This window comes from Chryseobacterium sp. CH21 (assembly GCF_004119445.1).
GTDB lineage: Bacteria > Bacteroidota > Bacteroidia > Flavobacteriales > Weeksellaceae > Chryseobacterium.
Genome location: NZ_QICI01000089.1, coordinates 1 through 24,449, shown reverse-complemented (window position 1 = coordinate 24,449; position 24,449 = coordinate 1). Strand labels below are relative to the sequence as shown.

23 protein-coding genes and 1 pseudogene are annotated in these 24,449 nt (G+C 36.3%); 11 read left to right on the top strand and 13 right to left on the bottom strand.

Annotated elements, in window-relative coordinates; genetic code table 11:
- Positions 1-8: 8 nt before the first annotated feature.
- Both BOQ62_RS18455 and BOQ62_RS18450 read right to left on the bottom strand, forming a co-directional pair.
- Positions 9-1,676: a GLPGLI family protein gene (locus tag BOQ62_RS18455; protein ID WP_129041820.1), complete on the bottom strand. Its 1,668-nt coding sequence runs from the start codon at positions 1,674-1,676 to the stop codon at positions 9-11.
- 191 nt (positions 1,677-1,867) lie between these two features.
- Positions 1,868-3,073, bottom strand: coding sequence for an RsmB/NOP family class I SAM-dependent RNA methyltransferase (locus tag BOQ62_RS18450; protein ID WP_129041818.1), 1,206 nt, complete (start codon positions 3,071-3,073; stop codon positions 1,868-1,870).
- Between the two features lie 278 nt (positions 3,074-3,351).
- On the opposite strand from BOQ62_RS18450, the gene BOQ62_RS18445 reads away from it, so the two are divergent.
- On the top strand, positions 3,352-3,696 hold the full coding sequence (locus tag BOQ62_RS18445) for a zinc ribbon domain-containing protein YjdM (protein WP_047373671.1): 345 nt from the start codon (positions 3,352-3,354) through the stop codon (positions 3,694-3,696).
- A gap of 297 nt (positions 3,697-3,993) precedes the next feature.
- On the opposite strand, the gene BOQ62_RS18440 is transcribed toward BOQ62_RS18445, so the two are convergent.
- Positions 3,994-4,929, bottom strand: a complete 936-nt coding sequence (locus BOQ62_RS18440) for an ABC transporter ATP-binding protein (RefSeq protein WP_129041816.1) — start codon at positions 4,927-4,929, stop codon at positions 3,994-3,996.
- Positions 4,930-5,004: 75 nt separating this feature from the next.
- Between BOQ62_RS18440 and BOQ62_RS18435 the strand changes: the two genes are divergently transcribed.
- Together BOQ62_RS18435 and pheS are read left to right on the top strand one after the other, a co-directional pair.
- Positions 5,005-5,664 carry a YceI family protein gene (locus tag BOQ62_RS18435; protein ID WP_129041814.1) on the top strand — a complete coding sequence of 220 codons (660 nt, stop codon included), beginning with the start codon at positions 5,005-5,007 and terminating at the stop codon, positions 5,662-5,664.
- Between the two features lie 126 nt (positions 5,665-5,790).
- Positions 5,791-6,801, top strand: a complete 1,011-nt coding sequence (pheS, locus tag BOQ62_RS18430) for a phenylalanine--tRNA ligase subunit alpha (protein ID WP_129041812.1) — start codon at positions 5,791-5,793, stop codon at positions 6,799-6,801.
- A gap of 271 nt (positions 6,802-7,072) precedes the next feature.
- Here the strand turns inward: pheS and BOQ62_RS18425 are convergent, their stop codons facing one another.
- Positions 7,073-7,843, bottom strand: a complete 771-nt coding sequence (locus tag BOQ62_RS18425; protein ID WP_129041810.1) for a DUF3108 domain-containing protein — start codon at positions 7,841-7,843, stop codon at positions 7,073-7,075.
- Positions 7,844-7,996: 153 nt separating this feature from the next.
- Between BOQ62_RS18425 and BOQ62_RS18420 the strand changes: the two genes are divergently transcribed.
- From BOQ62_RS18420 to BOQ62_RS18405, 5 genes are all read left to right on the top strand, one after another.
- Positions 7,997-9,052, top strand: coding sequence for an NAD(P)/FAD-dependent oxidoreductase (locus BOQ62_RS18420; protein ID WP_034697025.1), 1,056 nt, complete (start codon positions 7,997-7,999; stop codon positions 9,050-9,052).
- 12 nt (positions 9,053-9,064) lie between these two features.
- A complete protein-coding gene (locus tag BOQ62_RS18415) occupies positions 9,065-9,394 on the top strand; it encodes a 2Fe-2S iron-sulfur cluster-binding protein (RefSeq protein ID WP_129041809.1) in 330 nt (109 codons plus the stop codon).
- Positions 9,395-9,619: 225 nt separating this feature from the next.
- The gene (locus BOQ62_RS23570) at positions 9,620-9,823 is read left to right on the top strand and encodes a hypothetical protein (RefSeq protein WP_228414326.1); all 204 of its coding nucleotides are present in this window, start codon (positions 9,620-9,622) and stop codon (positions 9,821-9,823) included.
- Positions 9,823-10,752 (top strand): major royal jelly family protein, encoded by a 930-nt coding sequence (locus BOQ62_RS18410; RefSeq protein WP_228414325.1) that lies wholly within the window; start codon positions 9,823-9,825, stop codon positions 10,750-10,752. The genes BOQ62_RS23570 and BOQ62_RS18410 overlap by 1 nt, the downstream gene beginning before the upstream one ends.
- Before the next feature lie 171 nt (positions 10,753-10,923).
- On the top strand, positions 10,924-11,433 hold the full coding sequence (locus BOQ62_RS18405; RefSeq protein WP_129041807.1) for a YybH family protein: 510 nt from the start codon (positions 10,924-10,926) through the stop codon (positions 11,431-11,433).
- A gap of 377 nt (positions 11,434-11,810) precedes the next feature.
- Here BOQ62_RS18405 and BOQ62_RS18400 read toward each other — a convergent pair whose 3' ends face one another.
- The 5 genes from BOQ62_RS18400 to BOQ62_RS18380 form a co-directional block, all read right to left on the bottom strand.
- On the bottom strand, positions 11,811-12,179 hold the full coding sequence (locus tag BOQ62_RS18400; protein WP_129041805.1) for a hypothetical protein: 369 nt from the start codon (positions 12,177-12,179) through the stop codon (positions 11,811-11,813).
- A gap of 17 nt (positions 12,180-12,196) precedes the next feature.
- Positions 12,197-12,778: a TIGR00730 family Rossman fold protein gene (locus BOQ62_RS18395; RefSeq protein ID WP_129041803.1), complete on the bottom strand. Its 582-nt coding sequence runs from the start codon at positions 12,776-12,778 to the stop codon at positions 12,197-12,199.
- 211 nt (positions 12,779-12,989) lie between these two features.
- Complete coding sequence (locus BOQ62_RS18390; protein WP_129041801.1) at positions 12,990-14,432, bottom strand: aminoacyl-histidine dipeptidase; 1,443 nt, start codon at positions 14,430-14,432, stop codon at positions 12,990-12,992.
- Between the two features lie 82 nt (positions 14,433-14,514).
- Positions 14,515-15,006 carry a hypothetical protein gene (locus tag BOQ62_RS18385; protein ID WP_129041799.1) on the bottom strand — a complete coding sequence of 164 codons (492 nt, stop codon included), beginning with the start codon at positions 15,004-15,006 and terminating at the stop codon, positions 14,515-14,517.
- Positions 15,007-15,029: 23 nt separating this feature from the next.
- Positions 15,030-15,635 (bottom strand): hypothetical protein, encoded by a 606-nt coding sequence (locus BOQ62_RS18380; RefSeq protein ID WP_129041797.1) that lies wholly within the window; start codon positions 15,633-15,635, stop codon positions 15,030-15,032.
- Between the two features lie 379 nt (positions 15,636-16,014).
- On the opposite strand from BOQ62_RS18380, the gene recR reads away from it, so the two are divergent.
- The gene (gene recR / locus BOQ62_RS18375) at positions 16,015-16,626 is read left to right on the top strand and encodes a recombination mediator RecR (protein WP_129041795.1); all 612 of its coding nucleotides are present in this window, start codon (positions 16,015-16,017) and stop codon (positions 16,624-16,626) included.
- Positions 16,622-17,461 carry a glycosyltransferase family 2 protein gene (locus BOQ62_RS18370; RefSeq protein ID WP_129041793.1) on the top strand — a complete coding sequence of 280 codons (840 nt, stop codon included), beginning with the start codon at positions 16,622-16,624 and terminating at the stop codon, positions 17,459-17,461. Before recR ends, BOQ62_RS18370 begins: the two co-directional genes overlap by 5 nt.
- A gap of 51 nt (positions 17,462-17,512) precedes the next feature.
- Here BOQ62_RS18370 and secG read toward each other — a convergent pair whose 3' ends face one another.
- The 3 genes from secG to BOQ62_RS18355 form a co-directional block, all read right to left on the bottom strand.
- Positions 17,513-17,866, bottom strand: coding sequence for a preprotein translocase subunit SecG (gene secG / locus BOQ62_RS18365; protein ID WP_129041791.1), 354 nt, complete (start codon positions 17,864-17,866; stop codon positions 17,513-17,515).
- A 133-nt stretch (positions 17,867-17,999) separates the two neighbouring features.
- Positions 18,000-20,045, bottom strand: a complete 2,046-nt coding sequence (locus tag BOQ62_RS18360) for a M16 family metallopeptidase (protein ID WP_129041789.1) — start codon at positions 20,043-20,045, stop codon at positions 18,000-18,002.
- Positions 20,046-20,098: 53 nt separating this feature from the next.
- Positions 20,099-21,412, bottom strand: a complete 1,314-nt coding sequence (locus tag BOQ62_RS18355) for a M16 family metallopeptidase (protein WP_129041787.1) — start codon at positions 21,410-21,412, stop codon at positions 20,099-20,101.
- Positions 21,413-21,781: 369 nt separating this feature from the next.
- On the opposite strand from BOQ62_RS18355, the gene BOQ62_RS18350 reads away from it, so the two are divergent.
- Positions 21,782-24,112, top strand: a complete 2,331-nt coding sequence (locus BOQ62_RS18350) for an ATP-dependent helicase (RefSeq protein ID WP_129041784.1) — start codon at positions 21,782-21,784, stop codon at positions 24,110-24,112.
- A gap of 118 nt (positions 24,113-24,230) precedes the next feature.
- Here BOQ62_RS18350 and BOQ62_RS18345 read toward each other — a convergent pair.
- Positions 24,231-24,449, bottom strand: a pseudogene (locus tag BOQ62_RS18345) (hypothetical protein); the annotation flags it as partial.

The window sequence follows — 24,449 nt, the reverse complement described above, 5'->3', positions numbered from 1 at the left end:
TTTTGTTTTTATTGTACTCCCAGTAATGTTCCTGAGACATTCCATGAACTGAAACTTGTGCCTTCTGTAGGACCTTGTGGAATTTTTACCTGAATCGTATGTTTCCCTGCTTTCAAATCTCCAAGAGGAATAAAGTTCGGATTGGTAACCGTTCCCGGGCACCAGTTTGATCTGCTGAGGTCTGATGAGGAAAGTCCGTCCTGGAAATTTCCTGAGGCCGGATTGTATAAACGGTATGAACCACAGTCTGTTCTCCATGGTACAAATGAGAATACAGGATTTCCATCAACTAAAATAGAATTAGCTTTCGGAACGAATTCGTCTCCGTTTTCCCAGCCGCCATGTCCTGTTGTGGTATATCTTAGCTGTGCGTTTTTCACATCTTTGTTTAAAGTGAAATTAACAAGAAGTCCTTTGTCCTGATTGAACATCGTAGAATAGTCCTGTCCTGCCATTTCCATAATATTTAAAGTATTGAATAAAGGAATGGCGATATTATTTTTGTAAATATTTTGATCGCTTTTATGGATGGTAATGTCAAGGCTCACTTTATGTCCTCCTTTATCATAGTTGCCAATAAATGTCCCTATCCAAAGTTCTTTTCCTGATAAAGCGGGTTTCAATTCTGTGATATCCTGTCGGTAAGGACTGATAGTCTGCCAGTTTTTTCCTTTAAGCTGAATATGATTGAACTTCTGAATACCAAAAGCAGTAAAGAATCTCATCATTTCCATAGCAGGATTGTAGCTTTCGGTAGCGGTTACTCCGTAATACTGTTTTCCGTTTCCGTTTTCGTAGACAGGAAGAGTTTTTGCTCCTTTTTCCAATCCGTCAAAAAAAGACTTTTCTTTATCCTGTGGAATGAAAAATACAGTTCCGGTTCTGTCATAAGCATCCCCATTGGATTGTTGTTTCAGTTCTACAAAAATATTTTCCCCTTCTGTAATCGTTGGGAATTTCACTTTTTTAAGAATGATGGTTCCGTTAGCATATCTCTTAACCTGGTCGTCAGATTTTGAGGCATCAGAGAAATTGATGGTTTCATTGTCAAAAACATTCAAAGTGGTAAACCTGCTTTTCCAAAGTAAATCTTTGTATCCAAGCTGATCGGTTGTCTGGATGTTTCCTTTTAGAATGTTTTCAATTCCGGTATTCTTGATTTTTTTAATAGATCCGGCTGTAATTAAAGAATTTTTATTTCTTTCTACTTCCAGAACCAGTCCTAAATTCTGTCCCAAAACAGAAGGTCCGCCTTTAAGCTTCAGATCATTCGTATACCAGACTTCAATCGTATTTGAATTGACTTTTGTGACTGCCTTTTTACAGTTATATCCTAAAATCTTTTTGGTTTCATTAGTGAGCTCAAAGTCCTGTTTTCCCACAGACTCTGTATCTGATGCTGAAATAATGGATCCCGGTTTTAAAAAAGCATAAGAAACAATAGTGTTGGAGGGCTTTTCTACTTTAGTGATCTCATAAGGATAGCTGCTTTTCTGCTCTTTGATCGTGCTGTTGAGAATGAAGTTTTCTTTCTCATTAACCCAAACAATAGTAGAGGGTTGATCTGTTACTGGTTTTCCATTATAAGAACTTGCGAACTGAATTTCGTACGTCTGTGCAGAAAACAGACAGTATAAGAAAACAGCCAGAAAATTGAAAACAATTCTTGTATGCATAAATAAATGAGTTTGCTGCAAAGGTATTCTAAACTTTCCACAGCATCAAACCGGTTTTAATCTATACAGTTAGTAGACAATAGAGTTGAAATGTTACAAAATTTGTTACAGTTTTTTCAGAAAGGTTTTTAAATAAAAAAAAACTACTCCAGAAAGTAGAGTAGTTTAATGTATTGTTTATTGGATTTAGATTAAGAAATTCTCTCAATCAAAGCCATATAGAATCCGTCATAGCCTTGGCTAGGCATTACTTTTTCATCTTTAATCATCTTGAATCCAGGATTGTTTTTGATGAATTCATCTACCTGCAGATTATTTTCTGATGGAAGCATAGAACAGGTAGCATATACCATTTTTCCTCCTTTTTTAAGCATTTTAGAATAGTCCTGAAGGATTTGCTGCTGTTCTTTTTTAATTCTGTCAATAAAGTCCTGGTCAATTTTCCATTTGCTGTCCGGGTTTCTTTTTAAAACTCCAAGACCTGAACATGGTGCATCAATCAAAAGTCTGTCTACTTTTTCATGAAGACGTTTGATCACTTTATTGTCAGAAATCATACGGGTTTCAATATTGTGGGCACCTGCTCTTTTGGCACGACGCTTCAATTCGGCTAGTTTCCACTCAAAGATGTCTAATGCGATGATCTGACCTTTGTTTTTCATGATGGCTGCCAAATGAAGGGTTTTTCCTCCAGCACCAGCACATGCATCCACTACTCTCTGTCCTTCTTGTACATCAAGGAAATAACCGATCTTCTGAGAAGAGGCATCCTGAACTTCAAATAATCCTTCTTTGAAAGCTGTGGTAAGGAAAACATTTTTCTTTTCTTCCAGCTGAACAGCATCAGGATAGTTTTTAATAGGGTAGGAAACAACTCCTTCATCTGCAAGGTCAGAAATAAGTTCTTTGGGTGTTGTTCTTAAAGAGTTTGCTCTTAAAACTGTAGGAGCCTGCTCATTCAAAGCTGCCATTTCTCTTTCCCAGTTGGCACCTATTTCCTTTTCAAGAGTTTCAGCCAGCCAGTCGGGAATAGAGTGTTCTATTGCTTTTGTTGGAACGGTATTCTTTTTAAGTTTGGTAAGAATATCGGCAATTTTGATTCCGTCAAATTCTTCAAATTTTTTATAATTGGTTTTACTCCAAAGTAAATATGCAATGATCAGTTTATAGATATTGTTGGGTTTTACGCCTTCACCCATGTAGTATTCAAGACGTTTTTTCCAACGGATAATATTGTAAAAAATTTCAGAAACAACGGCTCTGTCCTGGCTTCCCCATTTTCTGTTTGCTTTCAAAAGTCTTTCAATAACTTTATCTGCATATTTGTTTTTCTCAAAAAATGTCTCCTGTAGGGCATCGTGAATTCCGATCGCCAAGTTTCTGTGAATAAGTTCCATAAGTTTGCTTCGCTGTTTGAATCTGCAAAAATACGACTTTTAATTGAGAGTATGGAATTTGGGGTGGGAGAGTTGATGAATAAGATGGTGAATAGTCAATTGTCAATTCGCTACGCTTGTGAATTTATTTTAGATTTCGGGATGCGAGGTTCGGGGGTTAAGTTCCGGGTTGGAATTCACCATTCACTTTGCGAAGCAAAAATTGACTTATTGACAGTCCTGTTACTCCCTCTTGACTTCAACCTCCAAAAAGCTCTACCTTTGCAAAAAATAAAAATATGAGTGATACAGTACTTTGTCCAAAATGTAGCTCTGAGTTTACCTACCCAAGCGATAATATGATGGTATGTTCCCAGTGTTTCTACGAATGGGATCCAGCAGAAGCAGCTTCTGAAGCAGCAAATGAAGGGAAAATATTGGATTCAAACGGAAACGAACTTCAGGATGGAGATTCTGTAGTGGTAGTAAAAGATCTTCCTGTAAAAGGAGCTCCAAAACCGGTAAAAGCTGGAACAAAAGTGAAGAATATCCGTTTAAGACCAGGAAGTGATCACAATATTGACTGTAAAATTGATGGTTTCGGGGCGATGGCTCTTAAATCAGAATTTGTAAAGAAAGCGTAAGAAAACATTGTTTTTCTTATGTCCTATAAATAAGAAAAGGAAAAGATTGGACAGTGTAATCTTTCATAAGACTTAATTGCGAGATTGCTAATGTCCGTCTGGAAGGCAGAAAGAGAAATAACCAAAAATTTCCTTAAGCTTTGGAGATACAAATGTAAGAAAAAGTTTGACAACTGATTCTTATGTTTGTATTTTTTTTATTGATAAGTGTAAGTGAATGTATAAGTTATACGTGAAATAACGAAAAGGTAAAACTATGAGTTTGCTGAGCAATTTTACTATTTTGGGATTAAGCCTTTAAACAAAAGAAATAAATGTTGTACCTGATATTTTTTCATCAGTATACACAACCAGCTCTTTTCCTTTTGCTCTGAGTTTATTCCAATAATAATTTCCTGCAAATCTACTTTCAAGTACTTCGGCTTCCAGACCGGATTCTGTGATTTTGATTTCTTTCGGATAAAAAGAAAATTTCGGAAGCTTGAAATCATCCGCTTCGCTTTCACTGAAAATATTCACTTCTCCAAATAATTTGGCTACGTAAGAGTTGTAAGGGTTTCTGTAGGTTTCTTCCGGACTGTCATTTTGAATCAGTCTTCCATCCTGCAAAATGACGATCTGATCCAGCCATGGCATGATATCCTGAAGTTCATGAGTGGAAATAATTAAAGAAACTCCATGTTGTTTTACATATCTGAAAAGTCTTTCCCTGAGCTCAATTTTTCTCGGAAAATCCAGATTACTGAATGGCTCATCTAAAATAAGGAGCTTTGGGAGTACTGATAATGCTCTGGCGATTGCTACTCTCTGTTGCTGTCCCCCACTTAAATATTTGGGAAGTATGTTAGCAAATTCCTGCAGACCTACCACTTCAAGAAGTTCTGCTACGGTTTCTTTTTTTTGTTTTAAATTGATATTTGAAATAAATTTTCCTACGTTTTCGGCAACCGTAGCGTAAGGCATAAGATCAAAATTCTGTGCTACGAATTTCATTTCCGGTTCTCCGGGAACAAGATTTCCCTTCGGTCCCAAAAGCTTTGTTCCGTTAAAAATAATGTCTCCGCTTTCCCAATCCAAAAGACCATAGATTAGATTGAGAAGAGTAGATTTTCCGCATCCGCTTTCACCGGCAAGAGCGATGATTCTGTTTTCTTCAAACCTCAGATTAAGGTTCTGAAACAGGGGATTTTCTTTATTATGGGAGAAAAATAAATTGTTTATTTCTAATAGCATATTACAAATGTAAGGTTTTTATGAAAACACAATTTTTTTTATTATATTAGCGGGAGTAATAAAAATAAATCAAAAATGAGAAAAAAACTGTTTTCGTTAGCTATTCCTGCTTTATTCGTTGCTGCTGTAATGGTTTCTTGTAAAAAAGATAAACCGCTTACCAGTGAGAGTAATGAGGTGACGACTACAAAAGAAGGTAGCCAGTTCACTTTGGATACGCTAAACAGTAAGGTTGAATGGAAGGGATATAAAGTATTTAAATCTGAAAATACGAGTCATTTTGGAACAATCAGGTTTGAAAGTGGAGATGTGACGGTGAAAGACGGAAAACTGGAAAGCGGAAAATTCGTTGCTGATATGAACTCTTTAACTTCTGTGGATCTGAAAGACAGCCCGGAAGATTTAGGAAAATTAAATGGCCACCTGAAGAGCGGTGATTTCTTTGAAGTTGAAAAATTCCCAACAGCTTCTTATGAGATTACAAAGGTTACTCCTGCTACGGAAGGTGATTACAATACTCTTTTGGAGGGTAATTTAACCATTAAAGGAATTACAAAACCTGTTCAGTTTAAAGCTAATGTTTCTGTAAAAAATGGAGAAGTGAGTGTAGCTACTGAGCCAAAAGATATCAAAAGAGAAGAGTTTGGGGTAAAGTTCCAGGCTCCTGCTGAAAACGGTGTGATTAAAGATGAGGTGACTCTTCAGATCAGCGTTAAAGCTTTAGAAAAGAAATAATTTTTTTATTTAAGTGAAATAAGTGATTGAAGTCTGCCTCCCGAAAAAGAGGCAGATTTTTTTTTGACAGACTTATTATTCAACTTAAAATCGTATTTTTGCAAAACATTTTGAAAGGGTAAAATAATGATAGAAAAGATAGAAGAACTACTGGTCGAAGTAAATGGCTTCAATGCTACCTCTAAGGAAGATATCGAAAACTTCCGAATCAAGTACAATGGTAAAAAAGGTGTTCTTAATGATTTTTTTGAAAAATTTAAAGAAGTTCCTAACGACCAAAAGAAAGAATTCGGACAGAAGATCAACACTTTAAAACAGGCAGTTGCTGTAAAACTGGAGGATTTGAAAAATGCTTCAGCATCTTCCGTTGTGGTTGAAAAAGAAGATCTTACAAGACCCGCTTTTCCATTGGAATTGGGTTCAAGACATCCGATCAATCTGGTAAAAAACAGAATTATTGAAATCTTCAAATCTATTGGCTTTGCAGTAGCAGATGGTCCTGAGATTGAAGATGACTGGCATAACTTTACGGCGCTTAACCTTCCGGAATATCACCCGGCAAGAGATATGCAGGATACATTCTTCATTGAACAGAATCCTGATATTCTTTTGAGAACACATACTTCTTCCGTACAGACCCGTTATATGGAAGAAAACCAGCCGCCGATCAGAATTTTATCTCCGGGAAGAGTTTTCAGAAATGAAGCAATTTCTTCACGTTCTCACTGTATTTTCCATCAGATTGAAGGATTATATATTGACGAGAATGTAAGTTTTGCAGATTTAAAGCAAACTATTCAGTTCTTTACAACTGAGCTTTTCGGAAAATCTAAAATCAGAATGAGACCTTCATTCTTCCCGTTCACAGAGCCAAGTGCTGAGATTGATGTATATTGGGGATTAAACTCTGAAACAGATTACAGAATTACGAAAGGAACAGGATGGCTGGAGATCATGGGATGTGGAATGGTAGACCCTGCCGTACTGAAAAATGTAAATATTGATTCTGAGAAATATTCAGGATATGCATTCGGAATGGGAATTGAAAGAATCACGATGCTTCTTTACCAGATGAGTGACATCAGAATGTTCTTTGAAAACGATATCAGAACACTGGAACAGTTCAAAACACTATAAAAAATCAAACCTCCGGAGCTCCGGAGGTTTTTTGTTTTTAATTACTGACCTAAGAAACAAAACGTAATTAAAAACTGATCTTATTGAAAAATTTACACGTGTCTGTTTCTTATGCCCATACTTTGGATCAACCGCTGTTGAATTGAAGTATTGACATGCTGCAGCTCTTTGTCTGCCTCTATTATAAGGACAATTAATGTTAACATTCTATTACATTGAATATAAAAAAGCCTGTAAAAATTACAGGCTTTATCTTTAAAAGTTTATATTGTTATTTACTGAATTTTAAAGGATATTTTACATTCTTGTAATCATCAATGCTGGCTTTCAGTGCACCTACTGCAAGTTCTGCTTTCAACAGCATAGGAACATGGTTGGCATCATTGGAAACCCACATGGTTACCCCTTCTTTTTCTTTGAATACTCTTCCGCTTTTTACAGAAGGAATTATCTTTAAGCAGTTGATGGTTCCGAATTTTGTTTTTAAATTCTCGGTTCCCACTACTTTGAGCTGGAAAGGAAACATTTCGTCATCAATCCATACATTCATATTGATGATAGTTCCTACTTTCAGCTCATCAGGGCTTTTACTTCTTAAATAATAAAAGCAGGAAAGCATATCCTGAACCCCTTTTACCGATTTTAAAACCTTTGAGCCATTGGCTGGAGTTTTTTTATCTGTTAAAATTAAAGTATTATTATCGTGATTAAAAACCGTTTCAAAATGTTGGCGATAGCTTCCTTCACGCACATTTCTGACATAGAAACTGGGTAATCCTGTTTGTGTATTGATGAAACTTTCATATAAATCTTCCACTTTGAAGAATGCTTTTACGGCACCGGTAGTCTGTCCTGTACCTTTTACGTACAAATGAGGTACACCTTTGTAAGTGGTTTGTTTTGTAGTAAGGTTGGCGGTTCCTGCATTAAGGAAGCCGTAGTGGATCCTAAGAGTGATGGATTCGCCGTCCGCGATATTATCAATCTGGGCTGAGCCAAAAAAGAATATTAATACTGCAAAAAGGATTGAAATTTTCTTCATAACAAGACATTTACAAAAATATTGCCAAATTTAAAATCTTAATTGATAGATATTTGACAAATCTCAGGTTTTTATTTAGAATCAATTAAATATGCTTCGCATTAAAATTAGTAAATTTGCAGTTACATGTATAATTAAATTATCTTAAAGATTATGATAACCACTGATATATTGATCATAGGTGCGGGACCTACAGGACTTTTTGCAGTTTTTGAAGCTGGTTTATTAAAAATGAAGTGCCATATTATAGATGCGCTTCCACAACCGGGAGGGCAGTTAGCGGAACTTTATCCTAAAAAACCTATTTTCGATATCCCTGGTTATCCTTCAGTGAATGCCGGAGAATTGGTGGATAATTTGATGGAGCAGATCAAGCAGTTTCAACCTGGATTTACTTTGGGAGAAACAGCAGTTTCTTACACAAAAGTAGATGATGAGTGGTTTGAAGTGATCACAAACAAAGGAACTGTTCACAGATGTAAAGCGATTGCTATTGCAGGTGGATTAGGAACATTTGAGCCTAGAAAACCTACTTTTGACAATCTTGCTGATTATGAAGAAAAAGGCCTTGAATATTTCGTTAAAGAACCTGAACATTTCAGAAACAAAAAAGTAGTGATCGCCGGAGGAGGAGATTCTGCTTTGGATTGGAGTGTTTTTCTTTCTAATGTTGCCAGCGAAGTGACTTTGATCCACAGAAGAAATGAGTTCAGAGGAGCTCTGGATTCTGTAGAGAAAGTTCAGGATTTGAAAAATCAAGGAAAAATTAAATTAATTACTCCTGCTGAAGTTACTGGTATTAAAGGTGACGGAAAAGTAGAAGCGATCACAGTAGAAGTGGAAGGGCAGGAAGCTTATGATATTGAAACAGATTACTTTATTCCATTATTCGGATTGACACCAAAATTAGGTGAGATCGGAAACTGGGGATTAAATATCGAGAAAAATGCTATTGTTGTAAACAATGCACTTGATTATCAGACTAACATTGATGGTATTTATGCGATCGGGGATATCAACACATATCCTGGAAAACTGAAATTGATCCTTTGTGGTTTCCACGAAGCTACTTTAATGTGTCAGAGTGTTTATAACAGATTAAACCCAGGCAAAAAATTCGTATTAAAATATACAACCGTAAGTGGTGTAGACGGATTTGACGGAAGCCGTAAAGAAGCAGAGAAGGCGGTTGTGAAAAAAATTGACTAATTTTGCAGAATTATGTCAGACGTTAATATTAAAATCACCGATAGAGAAGGTGTAACCCACGATGTCGTAGCTCCTACGGATATGTCCATGAACCTAATGGAAATTATCCGTGCCTATGAATTGGCAGAAGAAGGTACTATTGGGGTATGCGGAGGAATGGCGATGTGTGCTTCATGCCAAGTATATGTAATTAATGATCCCGGTTTGGAATCGATGGGAGATGAAGAAGACGCCATGTTGGCTGAAGCTTTCCATGTGAAAGACAACAGCAGATTGGGATGCCAGTTGCATATTGCCGATGCCATGGAAGGGCTCGAAGTGGAAATTGCTCCTTATCCTTAGAAAATATTTTTTAATCTTAATAAGAAAACTCCTGAAGATGTATTTTTTCAGGAGTTTTTTGTTTTTGAATGTTTTTTCATGATGTATATATTTTTAAAACGAAAAAATATACTAAAATATGACGGTTATATACTGATTATGGGATGAAATATCAGATAATTTTATACTTACAAAAAAGAATCTGATTTTTAAACCTATTAGTTATAATGCATTAAATATTTAAAAATGAAATACCTCATTACCATGTCAATTCTCTCCATTTGGCTGTGGAGCTGTAACAATGAAAAGGAGAATATATCTGAAAAGCTACCCACTGCTGAAATAGAATTATTTGCGGAAGTATCAAGTCCTGTAGGGAACATTGCATATAAAAATTCCGGAGAATTGGTCTTTAGTAATCATCCTTTTTTGACCCACAGATCAGAGTAATGCAATATAATGCAGCTACCGGACAAACTTCAGCATTTCCCAATGTGGACTGGAATACTCCAAAAGCGGATAATGAAAATTTTTTAAGTACGGTATTGGGCATTAGAAGTGATCATAAAGGAGTGGTATGGATGCTGGACATGGGTTTCAGAAATAATATTACCCCAAAATTTGTTGGATGGAATACGATCTCCAATACATTGGAAAAAATAGTGAAAATTCCTGCCCCAGCCAGCCTGCCTTCTTCCCAGCTTAACGATTTTACGATATTGAATGATGGAAAAACTTTTATTATAGCTGATGAAGATATTGGGCCTAACGGAAATGGCAGTAAAGCAGCATTAATTATTGTGGATATTACCACAGGAAAAAGCCGACGGATATTACAGAGCCATTATAGCACGATGCCTGAAAAAAATAAACCTATTGTAGTGGATGGCAGGCAACTGAATATTCCCGGGACTAATACCCCTATTTTAGTAGGCGCCGACTGTATTACAACAGATAAAAATAATGAATGGTTGTATTATGCCCCATTAAACGGATCCAAATTATACAGAGTCAGAATACAAGATGTACTTAATGAGTCTCTTCCTTCTTCTGTATTGGAAAGTAAAGTAGAAACCTATTCATCGAAGGAAAATAATGGCGGGGCAAGTATTGATGAAGCGGGAAATATTTATTTGACTTATCTGGAAACAAAAAGTATAGAAGTAATACCTTCGGGTACCAGAAAGCCTTATCGCTATGCTTCGCATCCCGATTTGATATGGCCGGATGGAGCCAGTTGTAATAAGGACGGTTATATGTATGTGCCTGCAACGCAACTTCCTTTGGGAGGAGCTTTCAATAACGGGCAGGATAAAACAGTTCCACCATACCGTATATTCAGATTTAAGCCTGCTGCAAAAGGAATTTTTGGAAAGTAGGATAATGGAGAAAATAGAACATTAAGTGAAATGATTTCTGTTAGTAATAGTTTGACTTTCAATTGTTAATTTTTCCGATGTATTGCATTTTTGACATCATTCTTATTATTCAAAATAATATGATATTCAGGATAATAAGTAAAATTAATTTATAAAAATTTATATAAGACAATGAAATCTATAAGCCTTTTTATTTTTGCATCTTTCCTTCTGTTATTTTCAGGTTGTAAGAAAGAAAATAATGAAATATCGCCTGCAAATGCAAGCGAAAAACAACAAATTTTAGACAGGGTTAAGAGGTATACCCAAAGTGTTAATGAAGGAGATGTTCATCCGGAAATTATTGATGAGCTCTGGGAGCATAGTCCGGAAGTTTCTAATATTAATATCCGTGGACACCAGAAGGGATTTGAAGAAATTAAGAAAAATTTCTATGCACCTATATTTGAAGTTCTGAAAGACCGGAATCTGCGGATGATAACAGATGAACGTGAGCCTGCTGTTTATATTTTTGATAATACTGCCGTTGTAGAGTTTTATTGGAAGCTTAATGCAAAACTTAAAGCAGGGGATAAACCTGTAGATATGGCTGGGAGAGAAACGCATGTTTATCGAAAGGAGGACGGAAAATGGAAGTTAATACATTTACACTACTCAGGAATGCCGGTAAAAGGGTTTTAAAAAATACGGAGCAGATTTTGAGGTTGGTTCATAACCATTCAAGTTAGTGATTATTTTAAAACAATATAACATGAGTTTGGGATAGATATTTTATATCAGCATCATAAAAATCAAATTATGTTGATATCAATAATAATGTGTCTTTTTTATTTAAGTGTTAAAATAGTATATTAAGTTATTGGTTATTATTGCTTTTTTATCCCAATTCATGTTAGTTTTTAATGCTCTGGTTTGTTCAAAGTCCCAAAAAGTGTACTTACATATTGCCGACCTCATGGAAGGGCTCGAAATGGAAATTGCTCCTTATCCTTAGAAAATATTTTTAATCTTAATAAGAAACCCGCCCGAATTTTCCGGACGGGTTTTGTTTTTTATATTTATTTCGGAGAACATATATACTCGTGTCTGATTAGAGTGTCCTTTTTAATGATTTCTAAGTAACTTTCACCTTCATTCTTTATAAAGTAATCTCCTGGTTCTATTTCATCTTTATAGAAAATCCACCATTGGCCATCTTCAGAACATTCACAAGGTTGAATGCTTTCAGGAGCAGTTCCCTTTAATTTAAGAGATTTTATACCTTCAATACTTTCGACTTTAATTTTACATTTTTGCTTCTTGACTCTTTCCATCGCAGTCTTACAATCTTCCATAAAATAAGAAGAAAGAGCAGGAACAATAAAGAGCATAGTTCCAAATACTGTAGCAACTCCAAGCATCTCTTTATTAACATTATAGTTATTCATGTAAATGAGTATAAAACTTAGATTTCCTCCTTAGAAATCCACTTTCCAACCGTAGGAGCCTGATAATTTTTCATTTTTTCTAACAGCTCTTCAATGGTATTGCTGATCAGCAGCATATCTTTGTTTATTTGCTTTAAAAATCCTTTATCCACCATAGTCTGTACCAGTTTGATAAGGTCATCATAAAACCCGCTTATATTCAATATTCCGATAGGTTTTTTGTGAAGCCCTAGCTGTGCCCATGTGACCATCTCGAAAAACTCTTCCAGCGTTCCGTAGCCGCCGGGAAGAACAATGACTCCATCACAAAGTTCATTCATTTTGGTTTTTCTTTCGTGCATGGTTTCCACGATGATGAGCTCTGTTAGGTTTTTGTGGGCAATTTCTTTAGACTGTAAAAACTGGGGAAGGATTCCAATGACCTTACCTCCTTCGGTCAATGCTCCGTCTGCTATGGTTCCCATTAAACCAACATCAGCACCGCCATATATAAGCTGTATACCTTGTTGAGCTAAAGTTTGTCCCAATAAAAATGCCTGTTCTTTGTAAATGTCATGCGAACCAAAACTTGAGCCGCAGAATACGGTGATACTTTTCATTGTATAATATTTTTTTATGCTATTGTTGAGATGCTTCAACAGGCTCAGCATGACGCTGCTAAAAATTGACCTCTAAAAAAGCAATTAGTATTAGAGATGCCATGCTGAGCCTGTCGAAGCATTTTTTATTTCAATTAAATATATTTAGATTAAAACTAAAAATATCCAAAATCATAAGACTTTGGATATTCAATATAGTTATTTTAATGTTCTATTTCTGAGGAATATTCGCTAAAATATCTTTCAGGAAGCTCCAGAATTTCTGAGTAGAAGGGATGTTTGCCTTCTCGTCAGGTGAGTGTGCTCCTCTGATGGTTGGCCCAAAGCTTACCATTTCCATTTCAGGATAGTTGGCACCGATGATCCCACACTCAAGACCTGCGTGGCAGGCTACTACATGAGGTTTTTCGCTGAATTTTTCAGTATAAAGCTTCTCCATCAGCTGTACAATCTCTGAACCTGGTTTTGGTTTCCATCCCGGGTATGATCCACTGAATTCAACATTCATTCCAGCCAGTTCTGCTACAGATTTCAATTGCTCTGCTACTGAATATTTGGAAGAATCTACGGAAGATCTCGTCAGGTTTAAGATTTTAAGATCTCCACCTTTTAATTCTACTCTTGCTACATTGTTGGATGCTTCTACAAGATCAGCCACATCAGGACTCATTCTGTAAACTCCATTGTGAAGAGCTTTTAAAGTAAAGATCACTTTTTTAGAATCACCTTCTGAAATAGCTTTATCTGAAGAAGTAGAGTTCTCAATATTGATCTGAAGTCCCGGTTCTACAGTCGCAAATTCTTCTAAGATATCTTTTTTAAGAGCCGTTGCCTTTTCTATAAATTCCTGAGCATTTCTCACAGAAATAACAGTTGCTCCTTCTCTTGGAATAGCATTTCTCAACCCTCCGCTGTCGATAGAAATTAATTCAATATTCTGGTTTTCCAGTCCGCTGTAAAGAAGTCTACCTAAAATAATATTAGCATTTCCGAACCCTTTATGGATATCCATTCCGGAATGTCCTCCCTGAAGACCTTTTACTTCAATTCTTACAATTTGTCCTTTTGAAGCTTCTGTGGCGTAAGTTTGAGTGATGGTTACATCTACGCCTCCTGCACAGCCGATATCAATCTCGTCATCCTCTTCAGTATCAAGGTTCAATAGAATTTGTCCTGTCAATTGTCCTGGTTTTAATCCTAGAGCACCTGTCATTCCTGTCTCTTCATCAATGGTGAAAAGAGCTTCCAATGCAGGGTGTGGAATATCCGAGCTTTCAAGGATAGACATAATGGTAGCTACTCCTAAACCATTATCAGCTCCTAAAGTAGTTCCTTTTGCCTTTACCCAGTCACCATCAATTTCCATTTTGATTCCTTCTGTTTCAAAATCGAAATTCACATCATTGTTTTTCTGGCAAACCATATCAAGGTGCGATTGAAGCACAATAGATTTACGGTTTTCCATTCCTGCAGTGGCAGGTTTCTTAATAATAACGTTTCCTACTTCATCTACCGTAGTTTCCAGTCCTAAATCTTCACCAAATCCTTTGATGAAAGCAATCACTTTTTCCTCTTTTTTTGAAGGTCTTGGAACTGCATTTAATTTGGAGAAATTTTTCCAGATAATCTGCGGTTCTATATTAGATAATTCCATTGAATTTTATTTTTCTCAAATTTACGAAATAAAAAATGCTTCTGTTGAGTTACAGAAGCATTTTTGTATGATTTTGCTTGTATTAACATCCGCATTCTCCATAGATGGGAGTGGTAAATGTAGTTCCGTCTGGTTTCTCTATAGTCAGAGTACCTTCAAACAGCAAAGCTTCTTCACCTTTTATTTTTTTACCTTTTACAGAAATTTTGTAATCGTCATTTTCTATTTCCTTGGTAAGCAATTCATCTACTTCCATATCACTTGATGAAATAAGATTCATAGCCAGTCTTTTACCATCCAGCATCATATAAGCTGTTTTTCCGGCATCATCTGCATAAATGTATCTCTCATTTTCAAAATCAGCTTTGCTCACAGCAAAATAGCATGAGCATTCTTTAATTTCTTTTGGAAAAGGAATGGTTCCTACCAGAATATTTCCTGAAGAAGAACCTGCTGAAGCCGTATCCTTAGCAACATGCGAAGAATCTGCAGCAGTGGAACCTGAAACCGTTTCTTTTTCCTTTTTACAAGCTACCAGTAGAAATGCGGAAAATACAATGATTAAATATTTCATGTTTTTGTGGTTTTATTATTTGTTTATCCTCTTGCTCTTTCAAGAAGAGTCATCATTAATAAAGAAAGGATCACCAGACTTTCTTCCTCATCATCAATGTCGATCAGTCTGTCCAGCTGGAATCTTCTTCCGAAGAATGAAGGCATTTTTTTCAGTTTAAAATAAGCCTTTCCATCAATCCCTGTTACAGTATATGATGGATTAAGGAAATACCCGGTGAACATTCCGATGATAGGAAGTTCTCCTACAAAGCTGTCCCAGAATCTTACCCATGCACTGTCTTCCTGAACTTTAAACTTAGGCTGATCATGTGCATCCAGGATATCATAACTTGCTTTCCAGATAGAACGCATTCCTTTTCTGGCTAATCTACCAAAGTTTTTATTGTCAATAAGATCATTTAAAGAATAAGAAGCATTGAAATCAATCCATTTATTGGCTCTGATTCTGAAAAGTTCCTTAGCCTTGCTCTCATCATTAAAAACGATAACATCTTCTTTCAACTTGAACATTTTCTGACGAACATATGCTACATAATTTCCATTTCTGTCCGTAATGTTGAAGTCGCTTGCTAAAGTAGTGATTTTGAATTTGAAATCCAGAGGATAATTGAGATTGTTAAGTACCATGTTAGTTAATTTTTTTCATATTTAATTAAAGCCGCAAATATAGAGGTTTTTTTAGAGTTCTCAGACAAGGGAGAAATGTAAAATATCATAATGAGACATTATACAGAAAATGCTTTTGGTCAAAAAATAAACGCTATGTTCGCAAGGCTGATATTTACTTTTATCTATTTCGATCGCAAGGGCACTTCATTCAGCCAGGGTATCAGCTTTGTCTATTGCTGAGTGCAACGCCCTTGCGATCGTTTTTAAGAAATATAAAAATTCCCTAGCGGGCACTGCGTTAAAATTTATTTATGTTATACAGAAATTCACAAGCGAAGCGAATTGACGATTCATTATTCACTATTAATTATCAACTTTAATCCTTATTTTTGTACCTATGGATTACCCAAGTAAAGTGTTGGCAAAGGCAGTAGATGAAATTTCAGGACTGCCTGGGATTGGTAGAAAAACGGCCTTAAGATTAGCATTACATTTGTTAAAGCAGCCCAATTCCAGAGCTGTAAGTCTTGGAAACTCACTGATTAATCTTGTCAACGAAATAAAATACTGTAAAGAATGTCATAATTTTTCAGATTTTGACATCTGTGAAATATGCAGCAATGAAAAGAGAAATGGAGAACTGATTTGTATCGTGGAAGATGTAAGGGATGTTATTGCTATTGAGAATACTGGAAAATACACTGGGAAATACCTTATTCTTGGTGGAAAAATTTCTCCCATGGAAGGAGTAGGGCCAGGCCAATTGAATATTCCAAGCATTGAAAAGAAGTTGAATGAAGGGCAGGTAAAGGAATTTATTTTCGCTTTGAGTGCTACGATGGAAGGAGATACCACAGCTTATTATATTTACAAGAAATTTAAAAATTCCCATGTGAATTTTTCGAGCATTGCAAGAGGAATTTCAGTAGGAGATGAACTGGAATATGCTGATGAAATTTCTTTAGGGAGGTCTATTATCAACAGATTACCATATAACGAAAAGGATTAATATGAAGCTGTCTGTTATTATTGTTAATTATAATGTTACCCAATTACTCAGAAGCTGTCTCCTGTCACTTCAGAAATACATACAGGAAGTAGAATATGAAGTGATTGTCATTGATAATGCTTCTACAGATACGTCTTGGGGAGATCTTATCCCAGAATTTCCCAACGTACATTTTATATCGTCTGAAACTAATGGAGGCTTTTCAAAAGCCAATAACCAGGCAATCAAAGCTGCAAAAGGTGAATACCTATTGCTTTTAAATCCTGATACGGAATTTGAAGGGTTTTATATGAAAGAACTGCTGGATTTTGCTGATGCTCAATCTTCTTTCGGATGTTTGGGGGTAAGAATGCATGACGCAGCAGGAGCTTTCCTACCCGAAAGCAAGCGTTCTGTTCCGGATATGTTTAACTCTTTTGAAAAGCTGTTTACCAACTTTAAAAAGAACACGTCTAAATCCTATTACAGAAACGATATAGAAGAAAATACTGTGGCAGAAGTAGAAGTGATCACCGGAGCATTTTTGTTGGCTAAAAAAGAAGTTTACGAGAAAATAGGAGGACTGGATGAAGCGTACTTTATGTATGGAGAAGATATTGATCTCTGCTATACATTTTTAAGAAACGGATATAAAAATTTCTATTACGGTAAAGTTTCTATCCTTCATCACAAAGGAGAAAGTACCATAAAGGATGAAGTTTATCTCAACAGATTTTATGGAGCCATGCAGATCTTTATTGATAAATATTATAAAGAATCGAAGCCTGTACAGTATTCATTTTTAAAGGCAGGATTGAAGCTCCGCCATCAGATTGAAAAGATCAAGCTAAAATAAAAAAGCAACTCAATTTGAGTTGCTTTTGTTTTATATAAGATGATATTCTTCTTATTTAGCCGGAGCAGCAGGAGTCTGTGCCGGAGTTGCCGTTTTAGAAGCAGGAGCTGATTGTTTTGCAGGAGCTTCTTTCTTCGCTGGCTGCTGTTGTGTAGGAAGTACCTGAGAAGGCTTACCTGTAATAACAACGCTTAAAAGGATAAGAACGATGATAGTTCCGCCTAGAGTCCATGTTGCTTTTTCCATGAAATCATTGGTTCTCTGTACTCCGAACTGTGCAGATGATGCACCTCCGAATGTACTGGAAAGGCCTCCTCCTTTTGGATTTTGTGCCATAACGATAATTACCAATAAAACACTGGCAACCATAATAAGAACCATCAATAGTGTAAATATAGTATCCATTAATTCTGATATCTTTTTGAATGGGCAAATTTAATCTTTTTTTACTGAATGACAAAAAAAGATGTCGCCAAATGTTGATAAAAATAAAAACGGCAACAATTGTTGCCGTTTTTTCTATAAAAATAGGATGTTATTATTTAAAATCAGCATCAGTAGCCTTATTGATCTCATAAGACTTTACCGTCATCGTCATGTCCATTCCCATTTGGCTTACAGCGATGGTGTAAGGCATTTTTACCCCTTCTACATCTTTGTAATTAGAGAATGTGGTAGGAATAGTCATCTCCTGACCTTTATTTTTTACTTTTTTGGTTTCTCCGGTCTTTAATCCTGTTGCAACGCTGTAGTAATACGTAGTATCTCCACCTTTGATTGCATAAGAATCTTCACCTCCGATTTTCTCAATTCCGCTTAATTTATAATCAGCAGATTTTGCAAAACCTAATTCTTCAAAAAGTTCAGGATTCTTTTGCTTTTCAGCAATTTCTTCCGGAGTGACATCAACTTTTTGCCCCATTTGCATAGAGTAACCGGTTTTTCCGTCAAATACCTGCTTTTGAACTACCTGTCCCATTGCTGTTACCGTAGTAAGCTCCTTTCCACCTTGTGCTTTAATGATTTTAAAATCGATATTCTGCCCTTGCATAGACATGAAAGCATTCGTTGTATAAGAAGTAATTTTAGCCAGATTAGCTTTTCCTCCGATAGCATTGATGTACTTGTCAACTACAGAAGCAACCGTTACATTAGCATCCACTTTTTGTACCGTTGGTTTTGCAACAGAGTTCGCTTCTTTATCGAAATATTTTACAGGATAACCTAATTTTTCCAATCCTTCAGAAATATCAGACGCTTTACCAGCGATGAAAATTCTGCTTTGGTTGGGTAAGATCGTAGCTTTTACAGCATTGGAAACATCTGCAGCAGTTACTTTATCGATAGATTTTAAGTAATTCGTATAGAAATCAGCTGGTAAATCCTGAACTTTTTGGTTTAAAGCAAATCTTGCAATCGTAGCAGGCTGTTCTAAAGACATGATGAAAGATCCTTTCAGTTTAGCTTTAGCATTGGCTAGTTCTTCTGGTTTTACCGTAGAAATAGCGTTAAGTTCATTCATGAATTCCTTCACCGCTTTGTCAGTAACTTCATTTCTTACGCTTGCACTGGCTGAGAATTCCGGAGAGTATTTGCTGGCAACCATACTTGAATAAGCTCCATACGTAAATCCGTTTTTCTCACGAAGGTTCATGAAAAGTCTAGCTTCACCACCCCCTCCAAGGATGTAGTTAGCGATGGTAGCAGGGAAGTAGTTGGCATCTTTCATTTTCAGTGTGTTCAGGTTGTTTAATGAAACAACAGACTGTACTGCAGAAGGAACGTCTACTACGTTGATTTCTGTTTTAGCAACATTTGAAGCTGGCTCTAATGGTGCAATAGGTGTATTGGCCTTTTTCCAGCCGCTGAAAGCCTTCTCGATCAAAGGTTTTACCTGATCAAATTTTACATCTCCAACGATTACTAAGTAAGCATTATCCGGAGCGTAGTATTTTTTGTAAGTATTCTGAACGTCAGCAAGCTGAATTTTGTTGATAGACTCAACTGTTTCAAATTCTCCTCTTGATGTATTTTTTCCATACATCAAAGCATTAGAAACTTTCTCTGCAATAGAGGAAGCATTTTTTTCCTCAGACTTTAATCCTTCGATCGCTCTTTCTTTAGAATTTTGAATTTCTTCCGCAGAGAATTTAGGATTAATGATGGCATCAGCCATCAAACCTAAAACTTCAGGGAAATATTTTGAAAGTGAATTAGCAGAAGCTCCTCCTGAAGAGAAATTAAGATTGGCTCCAAGGTAGTCTACTTTTTTGTTGAAATCATCTTTGCTGATATTGGTTGTTCCATTTTCGAACTGTTCTGCCATAATTCCGCTTACTCCGGTTACAGCGCCTTCGTTGTAAGGAGGTCTGTCCATAGAAAGGCTTGCATTTACTCTTGGTAGTTTGTTGTTCTCAACCACCATTACTGTAAGACCGTTGCTTAGCTGGAAAGTTTTTGGCTTGGCAATATTAATCGCAGGAGTAGGTCCTGGTTTTGGCATTGCATTAAGATCTATTTTTTGTGCTGAAACCATTCCTGTAAAGAAAAATGCTGCAGCTATATATGTTAATTGCTTTTTCATTTGTAAAAATTTAATTTTTAATAATCATATTTAAACCTAAAAAGTTGAAATGATTACTTTTTCTCAGGTACGTAATTAATGATTATTCTTTGGTTGGAATTAAGATACTTTTTAGCCGCATTTTGAAGATCCTGTCTGGTGATAGATCTGTAAATGTCGATTTCTTTGTTGATCAAATTCGTGTCACCCATCAATACGTGGTTGGTTGCCAATGAAGCAGCAATTCCCTGAATGCTTGAATTAGCATTTACAAATTGGTTTTCGTATTGGTTTTGAAGTTTCTGATAATCTTCTTCAGAGATTAAAGTAGTCTGAACTTTTTTGATTTCAGCATCAATGTCAGTCTGTAAAGCCTGTTTCGTAGTTTGTCCCATCGGAATTGCGAAGAATGCGAAAATACTGTAATCTTCAAGTCCCTGGTTGAAGGCAGCTACCTGAAGTGCCTTTTTATCCTGGTCAACTAATTTTTTATATAAAACTGAAGATTTACCGTTACTCAAATAAGAAGAAAGCATATCTAATACATAAGCATCTTTTTCTTTGTTAGCCGGAGTTCTGTATGCGAAAATATAGGCCGGAAGCTGAATGTTCGGGTCCGTAGCAGTAACTTCTTTTTCTTGCGTGATAGGAGCATCTTTCGGGAAATCTTTTGGATAAAGCGTTCCTTTTGGAATTCCTCCATAATACGTTTCAATCCATTTCTTGGTCTGCTCAGGTTTGATATCTCCTGCAACCACTAAAGTAGCGTTATTCGGAACGTAATACTTTTTGTAGAATGCCTGGAATTCTTCTAGCTTAGCAGAGTTCAAATCCTCCATAGAACCAATTGTTGGCCAATTGTACGGGTGATTCGTAAATAAATTTTTCTGAATAGTAGAGAAAAGATTTCCATAAGGCTGGTTATCCATTCTCAATCTTTTCTCTTCTTTTACAACCTCTCTCTGGGTATCCACACCAATCTGATTGATTACAGCGTGACGCATTCTTTCAGCCTCCATCCAAAGCCCAAGCTGTTCGTTGTTGGAAGGGAACGTTTCATAATAATAAGTTCTGTCATTGGTGGTGTTGGCGTTGTTCTGTCCTCCGTTTGAAGAAACGATTTTGAACCAGTCTCCTCTTTTGATGTTAGGAGTTCCTTCAAATAAAAGGTGTTCAAAGAAGTGAGCAAAACCAGTTCTGCCTTTTACTTCATCTTTTGCACCTACATGGTACATAACACCTGTTGTCACAACCGGTGCTGAGTTATCCTGATGAAGAATTACGTGAAGACCATTGGGAAGGTCATACTCTTCGAATTTGATTTGCTGTGCATTCAGCATTAGCCCGAAGAAAGCTACGGCAGCAGCAGAAAGAAGTCGCTTTTTCATAAAATTTTAGAAATTGTTTATCAATTAGTACGAAAAGTGAATTAAATGTTACAGAATGTATAGAAATATATGTTTGAAAAAGGGAAATTTTTAGAAGAGTAAAAGTGAATGGTGAATAGTCAATCCGCTTCGCTTGTGAATTTTTACGGGATTCGGGTTGCGTGGTTTGAGCTTACGAATAATTATTGCAGACAAATTTTCTAATTGGTGGTTAATTATTCACCATTGACCATTCACTTGTGAAGCAAAATTGACCATTGACACATACTATTAATACAATCTTAATCCCTCAAATTCCTAACTTCCATACGAAAGTTTGAATTCTCCTCCGAATACCTTAATTTTGTGTTCCCAAAATTTTTTTGCTGTATGGACTATTTGAAAGGACTCAACGAATCACAATATGAAGCCGTTACCTCTTTACAGGGACCTCTGATGGTGCTTGCCGGAGCTGGTTCCGGGAAAACGCGTGTATTGACCATGCGTATTGCCCATTTAATACACAACGGAATAGACCCTTTCAATATCCTGGCTCTTACCTTCACCAATAAAGCGGCACGTGAAATGAAAGACCGTATCGCTAAAGTAGTAGGGGACAGTAATGCAAGAAGCCTTTGGATGGGAACATTTCACTCGGTTTTTGCAAGAATTCTGAGAATTGAGGCCCATTATCTTGGATATCCTTCCAATTTTACCATTTATGACCAGCAGGATGCACTGAACGTGATTAAAAAGGTTCTGAAGGATATGAACATTGATGCTGATCTTTATAAACCTAAAAAAGTTCAGGCAAGAATTTCAACCTATAAGAATAACCTGATTACCGTGAAAGCTTATTTCAACAATCCAGAATTGATGGAAGCGGATGAAAAAGCGAATATGAAATTCATTGGGCAGATTTATCAGAAATATGTAGATCAGTGTTTTAGAAACGGATCTATGGATTTTGATGACCTTTTGTTGAAAACCAATGAACTGTTGACCCGTTTTCCGGAAGTATTGGCCAAATATCAGGACAGATTCCGATATATCATGGTGGATGAGTACCAGGATACGAACCACTCACAGTATCTTATTGTAAAAGCTTTGGCCTCAAAATTCGAAAATATCTGTGTAGTAGGAGACGATGCGCAGTCTATCTACTCTTTCCGTGGAGCGAATATCTATAATATCTTAAACTTTAAAAAAGATTATACGGATGCCAAAACGGTATCCCTGGAACAAAATTACCGCTCTACGCAGAATATTGTAAATGCTGCCAATGTAGTTATCGCTAAAAACCTTCAGCAATTTAAGAAAAATGTATTCAGTGATAATGAAGAAGGGGACAAGATTAAAATTTACCGCTCTCTTTCTGATGCTGATGAAGCCAACTTTGTAGCAGGAAATATCTGGGAACTTCGTAACCGTGACCAGAGAAAATACAGTGATTTTGCTATTTTATACAGAACGAACTCTCAGACCCGTGCTTTTGAAGACGCGCTGAGACGTAAAAATATTCCGTACAAAGTGTATGGAGGACTTTCTTTCTATCAAAGAAAAGAAGTAAAAGACCTTATTGGTTACCTTCGTCTTCTGATCAATGAAAATGATTCTGAGGCGTTGATGAGGATTATCAATTATCCTGCAAGAGGAATCGGAGAAACAACTCAGAATAAACTGATCGTTTTTGCAGATGCCCACAATCTTGCCGTTTCAAAAGTATTGGAAAATCTTCCGATGTATGCACCGCAATTAGGTCTGAACAACGGAGTTTTAAACAAATTGAATGACTTCTGGTCAATGATCAAGGCTTTTCAGGTATTGCTGAAAACAGATACAGCTTACAGTGTTGCTATGGAAGTGGCGAAGCGAAGCGGTTTAATCAAGTTTTTAAAAGATGATCAGACGCCGGAAGGGATTTCCAGAGTTGAAAACGTACAGGAATTGATGAACTCTATGCAGGGATTCATTGAAGAGCAGATGCAGCTTGAAGATGGTGATCCGAGTCTTTCCAATTTCCTTGAAAATATTGCTCTTTCTGCAGATACTCAGGATAAAGAACTGGAAGATGATATGGTTTCTTTGATGACCATTCACCTTTCAAAAGGATTGGAGTTCCCGGTGGTACATTTGGTAGGATTGGAAGAAAATCTGTTCCCTAGCTTTATGAGTTCGGCTACCAGAGAAGATCTTGAAGAAGAAAGAAGATTATTCTACGTGGCTTTGACGAGAGCTGAAAAACAGGTCTTTTTCTCCTATGCTGTTTCCCGTTTCCAATGGGGAAAAATTACGGATGCGGAACCTTCAAGATTCTTAAGTGAAATTGATGATGAATATATTGAATTCCTTAATCCTGCTTTGGAAAAAAGGTTTATTAATAATTCGGGAGTGAAGTCCAATATCTTTGATGAACATCCTTCCGAAATGAAATCCTTCAAAAAGGTTGAAAAGAAGACAATTGATAGAGGTGATACTTCGAAACCAGCTCCGGAAACCAGAAAACTGAAACCTGTAAGCACAGCTAAAATTATCAATCCAAGCGGAGCTTCTTCTCAGGATATTGAAGTAGGAGATAAGGTGAGACACGACCGTTTCGGAATAGGGGAAGTTTCTTTCCTGGACGGAACAGATCCTCAGAATATCAAAGCAAAAGTCATTTTCATCCATGAAGGAGAGAAAAACCTAATTCTGAAATATGCAAAGCTAACTAAGATTTAATTTCAAAATAGAAATATAAAGAAAACGGATTCAATTTTTTGGATCCGTTTTTTATTTAAACGGGAAGTTCGCAAAGTTTCTATTAAGATCTGTTTCATTTTTTTGTTCGCAAAGATTTCTATGTTAATACACAAGAGAAATTTGAATTTTTTATTGACACAAATTCTTCTTTTTGTAAAAATGGCTGTTTTCTATTGATGACAGCCATTATTCTGTGTACTAATTTATTTCTTACCGCATTCAGGACACTCATTTTATTTTTTCCTTCACTTACTTTTCTTAGGAAATAAGTTTTTAATTCCTTATCTGATCTTATACTTGCCATTGCTGACATATG